Origin of the sequence: Anaerococcus kampingae (assembly GCF_046365475.1) — a bacterium.
GTDB classification, from domain to species: Bacteria; Bacillota; Clostridia; order Tissierellales; family Peptoniphilaceae; genus Anaerococcus; species Anaerococcus kampingae.
In genome coordinates, this window is sequence record NZ_JBGMEF010000021.1 from 1 (window position 1) to 15,050 (window position 15,050).

The 15,050-nt window shown below is 29.4% G+C and carries 11 protein-coding genes and 1 pseudogene; all 12 read left to right on the forward strand.

Translation table 11 applies throughout. From position 1 onward, the window contains the following. A partial coding sequence (locus ACCQ42_RS06435) for a Maff2 family mobile element protein (protein ID WP_410035722.1) occupies window positions 1-128 on the forward strand: 128 nt, incomplete at its 5' end. A gap of 1 nt (window position 129) precedes the next feature. Then, window positions 130-993, forward strand: a complete 864-nt coding sequence (locus ACCQ42_RS06440) for a VirB6/TrbL-like conjugal transfer protein, CD1112 family (RefSeq protein ID WP_025194490.1) — start codon at window positions 130-132, stop codon at window positions 991-993. 17 nt (window positions 994-1,010) lie between these two features. Next, window positions 1,011-1,268, forward strand: a complete 258-nt coding sequence (locus ACCQ42_RS06445) for a hypothetical protein (protein WP_000702456.1) — start codon at window positions 1,011-1,013, stop codon at window positions 1,266-1,268. Beyond that, a complete protein-coding gene (locus ACCQ42_RS06450) occupies window positions 1,268-1,606 on the forward strand; it encodes a PrgI family protein (protein WP_002838958.1) in 339 nt (112 codons plus the stop codon). The genes ACCQ42_RS06445 and ACCQ42_RS06450 overlap by 1 nt, the downstream gene beginning before the upstream one ends. Next, entirely contained in the window at window positions 1,603-4,098 is a 2,496-nt protein-coding gene (locus ACCQ42_RS06455) for a VirB4-like conjugal transfer ATPase, CD1110 family (RefSeq protein WP_410035708.1), read from the forward strand. The genes ACCQ42_RS06450 and ACCQ42_RS06455 overlap by 4 nt, the downstream gene beginning before the upstream one ends. Then, window positions 4,070-5,035: a DNA-methyltransferase gene (locus ACCQ42_RS06460; RefSeq protein WP_410035709.1), complete on the forward strand. Its 966-nt coding sequence runs from the start codon at window positions 4,070-4,072 to the stop codon at window positions 5,033-5,035. Before ACCQ42_RS06455 ends, ACCQ42_RS06460 begins: the two co-directional genes overlap by 29 nt. Before the next feature lie 9 nt (window positions 5,036-5,044). Beyond that, on the forward strand, window positions 5,045-8,008 hold the full coding sequence (locus ACCQ42_RS06465; protein WP_410035710.1) for a C40 family peptidase: 2,964 nt from the start codon (window positions 5,045-5,047) through the stop codon (window positions 8,006-8,008). Window positions 8,009-8,027: 19 nt separating this feature from the next. After that, window positions 8,028-8,285: a hypothetical protein gene (locus ACCQ42_RS06470; RefSeq protein WP_094205845.1), complete on the forward strand. Its 258-nt coding sequence runs from the start codon at window positions 8,028-8,030 to the stop codon at window positions 8,283-8,285. After that, window positions 8,282-10,636 (forward strand): leucine-rich repeat protein, encoded by a 2,355-nt coding sequence (locus ACCQ42_RS06475; RefSeq protein WP_410035711.1) that lies wholly within the window; start codon window positions 8,282-8,284, stop codon window positions 10,634-10,636. Before ACCQ42_RS06470 ends, ACCQ42_RS06475 begins: the two co-directional genes overlap by 4 nt. Window positions 10,637-10,651: 15 nt before the next feature. Then, window positions 10,652-11,531, forward strand: a pseudogene (locus ACCQ42_RS06480) (CD1107 family mobile element protein). A 416-nt stretch (window positions 11,532-11,947) separates the two neighbouring features. Next, the gene (locus ACCQ42_RS06485) at window positions 11,948-13,654 is read left to right on the forward strand and encodes a DNA topoisomerase 3 (RefSeq protein WP_410035712.1); all 1,707 of its coding nucleotides are present in this window, start codon (window positions 11,948-11,950) and stop codon (window positions 13,652-13,654) included. A 278-nt stretch (window positions 13,655-13,932) separates the two neighbouring features. Beyond that, the gene (locus ACCQ42_RS06490; RefSeq protein WP_410035713.1) at window positions 13,933-14,493 is read left to right on the forward strand and encodes a type III toxin-antitoxin system ToxN/AbiQ family toxin; all 561 of its coding nucleotides are present in this window, start codon (window positions 13,933-13,935) and stop codon (window positions 14,491-14,493) included. Window positions 14,494-15,050 lie beyond the last annotated feature (557 nt).

Sequence of the window (15,050 nt, forward strand, 5' to 3'; positions counted from 1 at the left end):
TAACATCAAAGGATTACCTATCACTATCGGGGGCAAAATCTCAAGGTATTAAGCAGCTTATGGCTGGAGGGGGAATTGTACTCATAGGTTTAAAACTAATACCGCTATTAGCAAACGTGTTAAAATAAAATGTTTAATATAGTAGATAAGATCAAAGAGTTTTTTTCGGAGATACTTATTGATATGATCAAGGAAAATTTAAGCGGAATGCTCCTTGATATAAATGACAAAGTATCAACGATAGCAAATGAGGTAGGAAAGACTCCGAGTGGATGGAACTCGGAGGTTTTCCACTTCATAAAGTCTATTTCAGAAAATGTTATACTTCCCATAGCAGGTCTTATCATAACGGCTGTACTATGTATTGAATTAATTCAAATGGTAATGAACAAAAATAATATGCATGACACAGATACCTTTGATTTTTTTAAATATATGATAAAAATGTGGATAGCAGTATGGCTTGTATCTCATGCTTTTGACTTTTCTATGGCAGTATTTGATGTGGCACAGAATTTAATAGGAAAGGCAGCAGGTGTAGCAAATGCTAGTGCAAAAGTTTCTCCAGGTGATATAGCTAATATGGTAGATAGCCTAAAAGGAGAGTCAATAGGAAAATTAATGACTATAGTATTAGAGACAGCCATTGTAAAGATGATAATTCAAGGGATATCAATACTCATTACAGTTATTCTATACGGCAGGATGATAGAAATATATATTTATACTTCAGTTTGCGCCATACCTTTTGCCACAATGGGTAATAAAGAATGGGGAAGTATTGGAACAAACTATATAAGAGGGCTCTTCGCACTTGGCTTGCAAGGTTTATTCTTACTTATATGCGTAGGAATTTATGCCGTACTTGTTAAGACTTTAAATATATCAGACATACACAAAAGTATTTTTGAATTACTAGGATACACCTTAATACTTGGTATAACTATGATGAAATCAGGAAGTATTGCAAAATCAATTTTAAATGCTCATTAATAAAAAAGGAGAAGATGATGAAAATTAGAAGAAAAAAGGACAAAAAAATTAATTTAAAAACACTTGGAACAATAGGACTCCCAATACTTTTAATAGGGGGATATATTACAAGAGAAATACAAAATAGAATGATTATAAGAAAAACATTGGAAGTTTTAGATAATAGAGAAGAAACGAATGAAAAAGTCTTAGAAATAGCAGTGAATATGGGAAAATCATTAGAAGATCTGAACAGAGAAGATATATATGGATTTTACTTAGAGGGGTTAGAATAATGGCTTATGTAAATGTCCCAAAGGACTTAACAAAAGTAAAAACAAAGGTAGCTCTAAATCTAACAAAAAGACAATTAATTGGCTTTACAATTGCAGGTCTAATAGGCTTTCCAGTATATTTAATGGTAAAAAAAGTGCTTCCTAATGACCTATCTATGTTAATTATGATAGGTGTGTCTTTTCCTATAATATTTGCAACTCTTTATGAAAAGGACGGGATCTATTTTGAAAAATATTTAAAGTATATTATAGATAAGAAAAGACAGACAAGTATAAGGATATACAAGACAGAATGTATTTATGATATAAAGAAACAAAGAAAGGAAAGGAGTAAATGAATCAAATACAGAAAAACCAACAGAAAAAATTAAATCAAGAAAAAAGAAATTTAAAAAAACAAAAAGAAGATTTAAAAAGCATTAGTATAAGTCAAAAAAAGATGAAAAAAGCAAATATTTCTAAAGAAAAAGGAAAGCCCAAAAAGAAGCTTTCCTTTTTTGGTGGGAAGAAGAAAAAGAGCGTTCAGGAAACAATCCCTTATTTAAGAATGTTGAGAAATGGGATTTGCCAAGTTGAGAAGAACAAATTTAATAAAATGATACGTTTTTTAGATATTAACTACCAGCTTTCAACAGAAGAAGATAAGGAAAGCATATTTAATGAATTTTCAAGTTTTTTAAACTATTTTGATCCAAGTGTTGATATAGAACTTTCATATATTAATCGCATAGGAAAAAATGAAGAAGTAGAAAAAAACATCAATGTTCCGGATAGAAACGATTCATATAATGAAATACGAAAAGAGTACAGGGAAATGCTAAAAAATCAGAGTCAAAAAGGAAATAATGGACTTACTAAATATATGTATATCACCTTTAGCTTACAAGCACAAGATTTAAAAGAGGCAACTACAAGACTTGAAAGAATGGAAATGGATATATTAAATAACTTTAAGCAGATGGGAGTAAAAGCTTATGTATTAAGTGGATATGAAAGGTTAAAGGTTATTCACGATATATTAAATCCGAATAAGAATTTTGTTTTTTCCTTTGAAGACCTAAAATATAGTGGACTATCTACTAAGGATTATATAGTACCAGCATCATTTAACTTTTCATCTCACAATCAATTTAAAATTGGAGAATACTTTGGAGAAGTAAACTTTCTGCAAATTCTAGCACCTGAATTATCAGATAGATTATTATCAGAATTTTTAGGAGTTGAAGAAAATATGATTGTAACATTTCATATAAATTCTATTGATCAAACAGAAGCTATAAAGATGATTAAAAGAAAAATAACGGACTTGGATAAAATGAAAATTGAAGAAAATAAGAAGGCTATAAGATCAGGATATGATATTGATATTCTTCCAAGCGATTTAATTACCTATGGTAATGATGCTAAGAAACTATTGGTAGAACTTCAAAATCATAATGAGAGAATGTTTGTCATAACTATTTTGTTTACAAATATGGAAAAAAGTAGAAAGAAATTGAGTAATATAATCTTTCAACTAAATTCAATAGCAGGTAGGCATAATTGTGTATTGAAAAATCTTAACTATAGACAGGAACAAGGACTAATTTCCTCCCTACCACTTGGAAAAAATGAAATCGAAATAAAAAGAGGACTTACAACTAGCTCTACAGCAGTCTTTATTCCTTTTACAACAGAAGAGTTGTGCTTAGAAGGAGAGAGCTTATACTACGGCTTAAATGCTTTAAGTCGTAACATCATTATGACAGATAGAAAGCTTTTAAAGAATCCAAACGGTTTAATACTTGGAACGCCTGGTAGTGGTAAATCTTTTTCGGCTAAAAGAGAAATTACCAATGCTTTTTTAATTACACAAGATGACATCATTATCTGTGATCCTGAAGGTGAGTATGGAAATTTAACTAAGGCACTAGGTGGAGAAGTTATAAAAATATCGCCAACAAGTAAGGATTATATAAACCCGTTGGATATAAATGTAGACTATGCCGATGAAGACAATCCCTTATCTTTAAAGTCTGATTTTATTCTTTCACTGTTTGAACTTGTAGTAGGAAAGGAAGGATTAAGTGCAGAAGAAACTTCAGTAATTGATAGATGTCTTCCAATATTATATAAGGATTACTTCGACAATCCCATTCCTGAAAATATGCCAATTTTAGAAGATTTATATAATTTACTTTTAAAACAAGAAGAAAATGTAGGGAAAAAATTAGCGGTAGAAATGGAAATTTATGTCAAAGGTAGTCTTAATGTATTTAACCATAGGACTAATGTAGATACAGGAAATAGAATTCTTTGTTATGACATTAAGGAATTAGGAAAGCAACTTAGAAAAATAGGTATGTTAATTGTTCAAGATCAAGTGTGGAATAGAGTAACTATTAATAGAAATAAGAAGGAAACCAGATATTACTGTGACGAATTCCATTTGCTTTTAAGAGAAGAACAAACAGCCTCATATTCCATAGAAATTTGGAAGAGATTTAGAAAATGGGGAGGTATTCCAACAGGTTTAACTCAAAATGTAAAGGACCTTTTAGCCAGTCCTGAAATAGAAAATATATTTGATAACACTGATTTTATCTTAATGCTTAATCAAGCTAGTGGTGATAGGGAAATTTTAGCTAACAAGTTAAATATATCTCTTTATCAGTTATCCTACGTAACAAATTCCAATGAGGGAGAGGGATTACTATTCTACGGAAACACAATAGTACCTTTTGTAGATAGATTCCCTAAAGATACAAAATTGTATAAGTTAATGACAACTAAACCAGAAGAATTAAAGGAAGGGATAGAAATTGATAGACAGAGAGAAGTTAAAAACTAACTATATTATTAATTTAGATGCAATTTCTGCTCTAAAGGAATTTCCAGATAAAATATTTGATTGCTGTATTACATCTCCTCCATATTATGGACTTAGAGATTATAAAGCAGAAGGACAAATTGGAAGAGAAGAAAGTCCGGAGGAATATTTAAATAAATTAATTGAAGTCTTTAGAGAAGTAAAAAGAGTATTAAAAAAAGAAGGAACACTTTGGATAGTTATTGGAGATTCTTATGCAGGCACAAGAAGCAAAAAAGAATATAAAGATCCTAAAAACATAGAAGGAAGAAGTGGTCAAAAAGAGTCTATTACAGAAAAACTCAGTGGCTACAAGGCAAAAGACTTAATGGGGATACCTTGGCAACTAGCTTTAAAATTAAGAGAGGACGGTTGGTATTTAAGAAGTGATATTATTTGGCATAAGGAAAATGCCATGCCTGAGTCTTGTAGAGATAGACCATCAAGATCCTATGAACATATCTTCCTACTATCAAAAGCAAGAAAGTATTTCTATAACTTTGACGCTATGAAAGAACCAATAAAAGAAATAAGCAAGAAAAGATATATGAGGGCAAGAGGAAAAAATAATAAGTATTTACAAGAAGGTACAGGAGCTAAAATACAGAGCATAAATGAAGCAAGAGAGTATGGAGAATATATAGGAGATAATGTCCCTAAGTTTAGAAACAATAGAGATATTTGGACTATTAACACCAGTGCATTTAAAGGAAAACACTATGCGGTATTTCCACCAAAACTGGTAGAACTTTGTATAAAAGCAGGATGTCCTAAAAAAGGCTTGATTCTTGATCCCTTTATGGGTTCAGGAACTGTTGGAATGGTAGCTATTAGAATGGACAGAGAATATATTGGAATCGACATAAACAAAGATTACTGTCAAATAGCTAAAGAAAGGATAGAGAAAAATATGAAATAGGAGGTATGTATGAAAAAGAAAGGGAAAGTAAACCCAAGAGATGTACCAAAGACCAAGCTTATATCAGAAAAGAAAGAAGAAAGCAATGAAAAATCCAGTAGTACAGAGAGATCATCAGATTTTTCAAAAAAAGAAATTAATAAAGAAATAAGCAAGAGCAACATAGACAATAATGCTGAAGACTCTAAATATTATTCATCTCATATACAAGAAAATAGTCAGGATTTACTCAACGAAAAAGATAAGTCAAATAGAGGAAGAAGACAAAGAAAAATCCATGAGGAAAAATTTGCAGAAGCCTCCTATCATAATGAATATCAGCCGGAATATTCGCAACGGCAGCATAGAAAAATGGAAGGAAATGAGGAAAGTAGATATGGTGAATATCACGGGCAAGAAACAGAATATAGGCTAAGTAATTTTAAAGAAGATTTTAATGATAGAGTAATTTCAACTAACTCTAATATAAAAAGTAGCATTTCTCCCAAAAAAAATTGCAAGGGGAATAGTAATTTAAAATTGAAGAAAAACGTTGAGAGTGAAAGTTTTAATGATGTGCCAGATAAAAAAATAAGGAGATTTAGAAAAGAAGATAAGAATTTTAATAGAGAGGTAAGTTCAACATATGATCCATTATCACAGGACTCAGATAATGATGGTGTCATAGATCGCTATGACATGAACTTTAGTGATAGCAATGTATCCTATAGGGATACAAAAGATGACTATAAGTATTTACCATCTTCTGATGTGCAAAGAAAAAATTGGGATGGTTATTCTATTCTTGGTAAGAAAGGGAAAGAAAGCTTTCAAAAAAACACCTTAAAAAAACTTTATCAATCTCAAAGTCAGTTTAAGGATAAAGGGGAAAAAGCAGAATTAAAATCTTTAAATGGGAAGTTTAGAAGAAAAGATCTATCATATAAGGCAAATGAAGAAGATAAAAAAATAATTCAAGACCTGAATACTAATAAAAAACAAAATAGCAAATATTTCAAAGGCAAAGTTAGAAATTTAGGAGAAAAAAATATGCTAATGGGTAGGGTTTCTAGTGGGAAATTTAGACAGGATAGCATATCTGAAGGATTTAAAAGTGAATCTGAAAAAAATAAAGATAAATATAATATAAATAAAAAGAATCAAGAAAAAATAGGCACGAAAAAAGAAATCTTCAAACAGGAAAAAAACGTAATAAAAAATGAGAATCTTGAAGTAGATGAACTTGATTTAAATCATAGTGGAATTTCTAATAAAAACAAGGGAAAGAAAAGACAAATAAAAGACGCTTTTGATAATACTATAAAGAAAAGCAACTTTGATCCAAAGAAAGAATACACCAGGACAAAAAAAGAAGTACAGGATTCTAAAAATGTATCTGAAGAAAATAAGGTAGATACAAAAAATAAAACAAAATTCCATTCTAAAAAAGATAACAAAAGTGAAAAAGATAAGTTTTATAAAAAAGAAGATAAAATAACAAAACTATATGAGAAAAAGAATAAAAAGGAAAAAGAGTTAATTAAGGATAAGAAAAAGTCAAAAAAAGCGGGTTTAGAAAAACCTATTACTTTTGCGAGTGCTATGACGGCAAACTATCTATATAGTGGGAAAGATGATAATGCAGGTGTTAACGCTGCTTATAAGCTTAGTAGAACTACCGAAGTTGTAGGTAGAGAAATTAGCCATTTTAGAAGAAAAAAACCTTTAAAAACTCAAAGAAAAATAAAATCTTTAGAAGGAAAAATTTATAAGAAAGAAAGTAAACTCCTCTTTCAAAGAAATTTTGAAGAATTGAAGAAGACTAAAGCTTATCAAAACTCTAATAAATTGAATCGATTTTTTATGAAAAAGAAGTTTCAGAGAGATTTTAGGAAGAAACACGGGGAAGGTTTAGTAAATAGAATAAAGAAATCTTTCGCTAATATTGGAAAGAAAACATTGGAAGTTTTAAAAAACAAAGGATATAAGCAAATTTTAATTGCCCTTTGTATTTTAGGACTTTTTTTTATGCTATTTCAAGGAATTAGTAATGTTGGAAGTCTTACTTCAGGATTAACAAGTAATGTTATAGCTACAAGCTATCTATCAAAAGAAGAAGTTTTAATGGATATTAATAATGAATTTACAAGTTATGAATATGCATTACAAGATGAAATAGATAGTATTAAAGAAAATTATCCAAATTATGATGAATATCATATAAAAGGAGATTCTGTCGGTCATGACCTACACGAGCTTTTTAGCTATTTAACAGCAAGATATGGAGAGATTAAGTCAGCTGAAGAGATACAAAGGGAATTAAAAAAACTATTTAATCAAATGTATGAGAAAAAATATACTTCAAAGTCTATTACAAAATATGACAGTGAAGGAAATCCATACACCTATAGAATTCTAACATTAACTATAAAAAAGAAAAGCATTGATGAAATAGCAAGAGAAGAATTTGCAAACTATGAAACAAATATGGCTCATTATTTAGCATTACTTGATAGTCAGGGAAATATGAGTGGATATTTTGGATCAAGCTATGGGAACTTGGGAGAGATTATAGACAATCCAAACTTTGGAAATCCCGGTCTTGCTTTTGATTCTGAAACTGCCAAAGCCTTATTTAATGAAGCAGAAAAACATATAGGTAAAAGATATGTGTTTGGAGCAAGTGGACCATCTAACTTTGACTGTTCAGGTTTTGTATGTTGGTCATTTACAAAGTCTGGTGTAAAGAGAATGCCAAGAACTACAGCTTGGCTTATTTATAAAAACTATTGTAATCCAATATCTCCAAGCGAGGCAAAACCTGGGGATATTATTTTCTTTAAAGGCACATATAATTCCGGTACGCCAATTTCTCACGTAGGGATATATGCCGGAAATGGAATGATGCTCCATGCAGGAGATCCTATCCAATATACCAGTATAAACTCAAGGTATTGGAAAAATCACTTTTATTCCTTTGGTAGACCAAAATAAGGGGAAGGAGTAAAAATCTATGAATAGAAAATTAATCAGAAACATAGAAAAACAGAAGAATTTAAGAAAGAAAAAAGAAGAAATTGAAATAGAACTTCAGTTATTAGTAGAGGAACAAGAAGAAATAGAAAATTTAGAGGTCATCAAGGAATTTCGAAGTCAAAAAATATCTCTTGATGAATTTTTATTTATTGTTAGAAAAAATAAGGAAGAAGAAAATAGAGAAAGACAAGAACTTAAAAGAAAAGATACAAATGAAAGTGAGGAAAATTTATGAAAAAAATAACAAGTGGAATTTTAGCTGTGATAATGCTACTTGTAAGTCTAGTGAATATAGTGGCTGTAAGTCCTGTATATGCAAGTACAGATTATAAGGTAGAGTGGACGGAAGATGATTTTATGTATTCCTCTAAGGGAAATATAATCGCCTTTAGTGATAAGGGCTTAGAAAAGAAAGAAAAGACAAATGTTCTAGTATTTCCTGAAGGAACGAAATCTGTAAATGGAAATTATTCTTTAAGTCATTCAAACGATGAACTTAGATATAAAAGAGAATTTGGACGTGGCAAACATTGGGATAAAGTAATTGTTCCTGATTCTGTTAAGCATTTAGGTTATGCTGCCTTTTACGAAGCAAGTATAGACGAGGTAAAACTATCAAATAGTCTAACTTATCTTGGTGGTTTAGCATTTTTCAATTGTGGACTTAGAGAAGTAACTTTACCTGATACTTTGGTAAATATTGAACATAATGCTTTTGAAAGAAATAACCTCCAAGAAATAATTATACCGAAGTCTGTGAAGACAATTGAACAGTATGCTTTTTCAAGAAATAAATTGCACACTATAAAAGTTTTAGGCAATCCAAATATTAACAGTAAGGGAGTATTCCATAATCAAGAAGTTGAGTATAGACCAAAACAAAATCCATTTTACGAAAATCATTTTGGGTTCAACGGAAATCAAGGATTCAAATCTATTCCCAATGGATTGAGGTATGAAAATGGAGAGTTTGTCTTTGATAAGAATGTAGATAGTGTAGAACTTGAATTTGATTATAACAATGATATGTATCAAGGAAAGATGACTATTTACAATCCAAATAAATACTTCATTGATACTCAAACAGATTTAAAAGGGCAAGATATTGATGAAAAGGACAATAAGATTGATGATTTAACTAAAAACATTAAGGATTTAGAAAATCAGATCAAAGACTTAAATGATAAGAAACAAGAAGACCAATCAAAGATAGATGAATTAAAGGAAAAGTTAGAATCTTGCAAAGATAATGGAGAAAAACTAAAACAAGAAAAGTCTAAGCTAGAAGAAGAAATTAGAGATAAAGATAATAAGATTGCTCAATTGAATAAAGAAATTGAGGAACTTAAAAATTCTAACAATGATGAACTAATAGCAGAAATTACTCAGCTTAAAGATGAATTAAAAAGATTGCAAGATGAAAATGCAAAACTAAAAGAAGATTATTCATCTACAAAATGGGAGTTAGAAGCTGAGAAAGAAAAGACAGATAAAAACGAAAATAAAATCAAAGAAATGCAAGAAAAGCTTGAGTCTTTAGAAGGGGAACTTGCAAAGAAGACTAAAGAAATTGAAGATAAAGATAATAGAATTAAGGACTTAGAAAAAGCTCTTGATGAAAAAGATGCTAAGATAAGAGACTTAGAGTCTAAAAAGAAAGAGACAGAAAATTCTAAGTCAGAATGCTGTAAGAAAATTGAAGAGCTTCAAAAGGCTATTGATAGTTTAAAAGTATCTTCTGAAAATACAAAAAAAGAATTAGAAGATAAGATTAAAGTACTAGAAGAAAAACAAAAAGCTTCTGAAGAAGAAATTAAAAAGCTAAAAGAAGAATTAGATAAGAAAATCGAAGAAGCAAAGAAGTTAATCGAGGAAGCAAATAAAAAAGCAAAAGAAGAACTTGAGAAACAAGCTAAAGATGAAAAAGATAAAAATCTAAACCAAGACCTATCTAAAAAATTAGATGAACTTCTAAAACTCCAAAAAGAAAACAAAGAAAAGAAAGAAGATAAGAAATCTCAAGATAAGAAGTGGGATGAACTTTTGAAAGCTGATGACAAGAACATCCTAAATCAATTTGATCTTAACAAGATGAAAAAGCAAGAGGAACAACAAAACAAAAAACAAGTTAAAGATGAAAAAGAATTTGCAGTTTTTCAAGTAGACAAAAACTTCTATAACATTATAAAAGATGGAAAGAAAACTACTGTGTATATGGATGTAAAAGCATATATTAAGGATAATCGCATTATGCTACCTGTTAGATATGCAGCCTATACTCTTGGGTTTAATGTAGAATATGATGATAGTAAGAGAGAGGCTATTTTTTCAAATAAAGAAAATACAGCCTTACCTAAAAAAACTCTAAGATTAAATATAGATACTGGTGTTATGAAAGATAGTCAAGGAAACATTTATCATTCTGACACTAAACCTGTAATTATAAATGGAAGAATTCACGCATCTATTTCCAATATAGCTAAAGCTTTTAATGCAAGCTGTGGGGATATAAGAGATGAAAAAGATCAAAGTATAGAATGGGATAATAGCAGAAAGGCAGTTTATGTCTTTAAGAATATAAAGTAAGAAAAGGAGATAACTATGAAGAAAAAAAGATTAGGGGTAGCCTTAGTGCTACTCCTTTTACTATTAAGTATGCCAAGCATATCCATAGCTAAGAGCAATGATAATGAAATAAAAAATCAGTCAAATGATATTTATTTGCCAGAAAAAAGTAAAGAATTAGAAAGCTTATTTGATGAAGATATATATGAACCATCTAATGAGAGTCAAAAAATTCCTTATCAGGAAGTGCCGAAAATACAAGAAAATAACATAAAAAATGAGCAAGTAGATAAAAAAGAAAAGCCATCTAAACTTGTTAAAGGTGGCAATATTAAAGCAATTAATCCATTAGCTACAAAAGAAAATAAGGCAAGAGGAACAGTTATAGAAAATGTAGATAAAAATGGACAGGATATTACACCGAAAGTAGAAGATCAAACATCAAGAGATGAAAAAAAGGAAAATCCAATAGATGTTAGACAATTTTTAACCTTTCAAACAAAGAGTGGAAAAACTATGCACCTCATTGTAGATCATTCGGAAAATCAAGAAAATGTACAATTACTAACAGAAGTTGGAGAACAAGATCTACTAAATATGATTGAAGGAGAAAGTGAAGTAAAGCCAAAAGAAGAAGTAGTGAAAAAAGAAGAACCGGTGGAGGAAAAACCGAAGAAAGAGGAGAAAGAAGAAAAGAAATCAGGGGTAGGACTTTATTTATTTATGGGTTTAATTATTGTTGGTGTAATGGGTGCAGGATATTACTTCAAAATCTATAAAAAAAATGAAGAAGCAAGTTTTGAAGATGAGCAAGATTATAATGAATTAGAAGATGATTATGAATCTGAAGGGGGAGGATTATGATCTTGAAGATAAGGAAGATACAGAAATTATTCCAGATGAAGATGAATTTTAATCTTCTCAATGATTTAAGCAGTAGATTAAGGACAACAATAAACTCAATTATCGTGTAAATTTATAAAAAAAGTACAATTAGAATTCTGGAACTTTAATAAAAAACGATGAACAAAACGACAGCACAAACTTAATATATAAGTAAAGCTAAGTTGAAATGATTGATTGTATAATTAAGAATTTGATATAGATAAAATCATAAGTTTAATGAGAATGCTAAAAACGGATCAAGCTTTTTTATACAGATGGAATTCTTATTCGAAGAAAAATCTTTATGTTAGAGACATAAAGTTTGAAGATGTAATAGATAATGGAATAAATATTATAGAAAAAATAAAAAATCAGTAGAGCTATAAAAAGATGAGAGATTGAAAATTTAATCTCTCATTTTTTTATTAAAAAACTAAAGGAGGAAAAATGAAATTAGTAATCGCAGAAAAACCAAGTGTTGCAGCATCAATAGCAAAAGTTATAGGAGCAAAAAATAGAAATAATGGATATTATGAGGGGAATGGATATATTGTTTCATGGTGTGTTGGACATTTAGTACAAATGGCAAATCCTGATGTGTATGATGAAAGATATAAGAAGTGGAGAATTGAAGATTTACCTATTATCCCAAAAGAATACAAGTATGAGGTAACGAAGACAACTAAAAAACAGTTTAATATTCTTAAAAGACTAATGAATAGTAATGAAGTTGACACCATTATTAATGCTTGTGATGCTGGTAGAGAAGGAGAAGCTATCTTTAGACTTGTATATATGATGGCAAATTGTAAGAAGAAAATGAAACGTCTTTGGATTTCCTCAATGGAAGACTCTTCCATAAAAGAAGGATTTAGCAACTTAAAAGATGGAAGTAATTATGATAATCTTTTTGATTCAGCTAAGGCTCGTGCCATAGCTGATTGGCTTGTTGGAATGAACATAAGTAGACTTTACTCCTGTCTATATAATGAAAATTATAGTGTAGGCAGAGTACAAACACCAACTTTATCAATGATTGTGAATAGAGATGATGAGATAAATAGTTTTAAAAAAGAAAAATATTATACAGTGGAGATTTCTATGAATGGATTTACACTGTCGACAGATAGAATTGATGACAAGATAGTGGCAGAGCAGCTTAAAAATTTAATCGGAGAAAAAATTGAAATAACCGATGTAATTAAAAAAGAAAAGATTACAAAGCCTAATCTGCCCTTTGATCTAACAACACTTCAAAGAGAATGTAATAAGTATTTTGGATACAGTGCAAAACAAACCCTAGATTATGCCCAAAGCCTGTATGAAAAGAAGTATATTACCTATTCACGAACAGATTCAAGATATTTGACAGTAGACATGATAGAAAGCACTGTAAATAATATTATAGGGAAAAATGATTTTGATACAGAAAGAATTAAGGTTGTTTTTAATACTGAAAAAGTTACAGATCATCATGCAATAATTCCAACGATAAGTTCGTTAAATAAGGATATTTCAGATCTTCCGGAAAGTGAAGCCAAAGTATATAGACTTATAACAAATAAACTCTATGCAAGTTTTGGATATCCACTTGTAGAAAATACAACAAAGATAGTGGCTGAATTTGACGGGTTTGAATTTATAAACACTTATAAAATAATTGCAGAAGAAGGGTTTACAAAATATTTAGAAGAATATAAATCAAAGAAGAAAGAAGATATACAACTTCCCGATGTAAAAATAGGAGATTTTTTATATATTGAAAATAAAGATATAAAAGAGAAATATACAAAACCACCCAAACACTTCACTGAAGACACACTCTTAAAAGCAATGGAAATAGCTGGGAATGATGAATTAGTTAAGGATGTTGAAGTTGAGAGAAAAGGACTTGGTACTCCTGCTACAAGAGCGGGAATAATAGAAAATTTGATATACAAAGGTTATATAAAAAGAGAAAAGAAAAATCTAATATCAACTAGAAAGGGATTAAACCTAGTGACTATAGTTATAGATGAGTTTAAATCTCCAAAGACAACAGCAAAATGGGAAATGAGATTAAGTGATATAGCAAAGGGTAAGGAAAATAAAGAGAATTTTTTAAAAGAAATTGAAGAAGAAATAAAAAATACCATAGGTAAATATTATAAGTAAATTAATTATAAAAAATTGAATACGGTTATAGGAATGAAGAAAGGAGTGATTTATGAAAGAAATAGGGTATAATATAAGTGATAAAAGAGTAGGCATTAGGAAATTTACTTATTTGATATTACTATGAATATATGTTATACTCTTATCAGATAAAGATGGTGTCCCACTACCGTTAAAGGTGGAGCATTAAAGAAGGTGTCTCACTACCTATATCCCAAAGGTGAAGCATTAAAGCAAGCAGAGAGGATTAAACCTCTCTGTTTTTTTAGGAGAAAATAATGGTAGAAGTTATAAAATATGGATTTTATACTGTAAACTCTGATTACCTTGAATATCTAAATAAAGCAGATTCAGAAGTTTATTATAATCCATCGTATAGAAACAGTATAAAACCATTTGTTGGAATTATTGTTGGTATAGAAAATTATAATTATTTTATTCCAATTTCTTCTGCAAAGGAAAAACATAAAAAATGGAAGAATGTTTCTGATGAGCATTTTTTGATTTATGAAGTGATCGATAATAGTATTACTATAGATGGAGATATCTACAAATATTATTCTGATAGAGAAAAAATGCACATATTATCTATATTGGATATTAAGAAAATGATTCCTGTACCGACTGATTGTTATGAAAGAATTGATTTTAACGAACTTGAGGATATTAGATATAAAGACTTATTTCAAAAAGAATATGCTTTTTGTTTAAAAATAAAAACAAAGATCTTGATAAAGGTAGAAAAAATATACAAAAATCAAAAGAAAACAGGAATTATAAGAAGAGCAAATTGCAATTTTTCAAAGTTAGAAAAGGCAATGTTGGATTGGAAGCAATAGAATAAAGGCAGTTAGAGCGATTTGAAAAGTAAAAAATTTCAATCGTTTTTTTATTGCAATAAAAAGATAGCGTAAATGACATTTTAAAGTTATCTTTTGCTTACAGAAATTAAAAAAATAGAAAGAAATAAAGTTTAATAAATAAAGGTATAAAAATATAGTACATTTTTATCACTATAAAGAGGAGGGATAAAATGCCAAGATATGATATAGTAGATTTAAGCAGATCAATCTATCTTGCAAAAGAAGAATTTAAGAAAGATATAAAAAAATATGAGGAATATTTAAAGGTATCAGGCAATAACTATAAGTATCCATATATACATCAAATATCTATATACAATATGGATCCAAAAGCAACAGCCTGTGCAGAATTTGATTATTGGAAAAGTATAGGTAGAAGCGTTAAAAGAGGCGAAAAAGGAATACCACTTTTAGATATAGATAGTGGAAGGATAAAATATATCTTCGACATAAGGCAAACGGTAAGTATTAATCATAGTATTTCTGAGGTAAAGTTATGGAAATATGATAGCAAAAAGCATTTAAACTTATTA

Coding starts and splice junctions, on each gene's coding strand:
- ACCQ42_RS06475 (WP_410035711.1), top strand. CDS start 8,282: ATGAAAAAAATAACAAGTGGAATTTTAGCTGTGATAATGCTACTTGTA.
- ACCQ42_RS06465 (WP_410035710.1), top strand. CDS start 5,045: ATGAAAAAGAAAGGGAAAGTAAACCCAAGAGATGTACCAAAGACCAAG.
- ACCQ42_RS06455 (WP_410035708.1), top strand. CDS start 1,603: ATGAATCAAATACAGAAAAACCAACAGAAAAAATTAAATCAAGAAAAA.
- ACCQ42_RS06445 (WP_000702456.1), top strand. CDS start 1,011: ATGAAAATTAGAAGAAAAAAGGACAAAAAAATTAATTTAAAAACACTT.
- ACCQ42_RS06490 (WP_410035713.1), top strand. CDS start 13,933: ATGGTAGAAGTTATAAAATATGGATTTTATACTGTAAACTCTGATTAC.
- ACCQ42_RS06440 (WP_025194490.1), top strand. CDS start 130: ATGTTTAATATAGTAGATAAGATCAAAGAGTTTTTTTCGGAGATACTT.
- ACCQ42_RS06470 (WP_094205845.1), top strand. CDS start 8,028: ATGAATAGAAAATTAATCAGAAACATAGAAAAACAGAAGAATTTAAGA.
- ACCQ42_RS06450 (WP_002838958.1), top strand. CDS start 1,268: ATGGCTTATGTAAATGTCCCAAAGGACTTAACAAAAGTAAAAACAAAG.
- ACCQ42_RS06485 (WP_410035712.1), top strand. CDS start 11,948: ATGAAATTAGTAATCGCAGAAAAACCAAGTGTTGCAGCATCAATAGCA.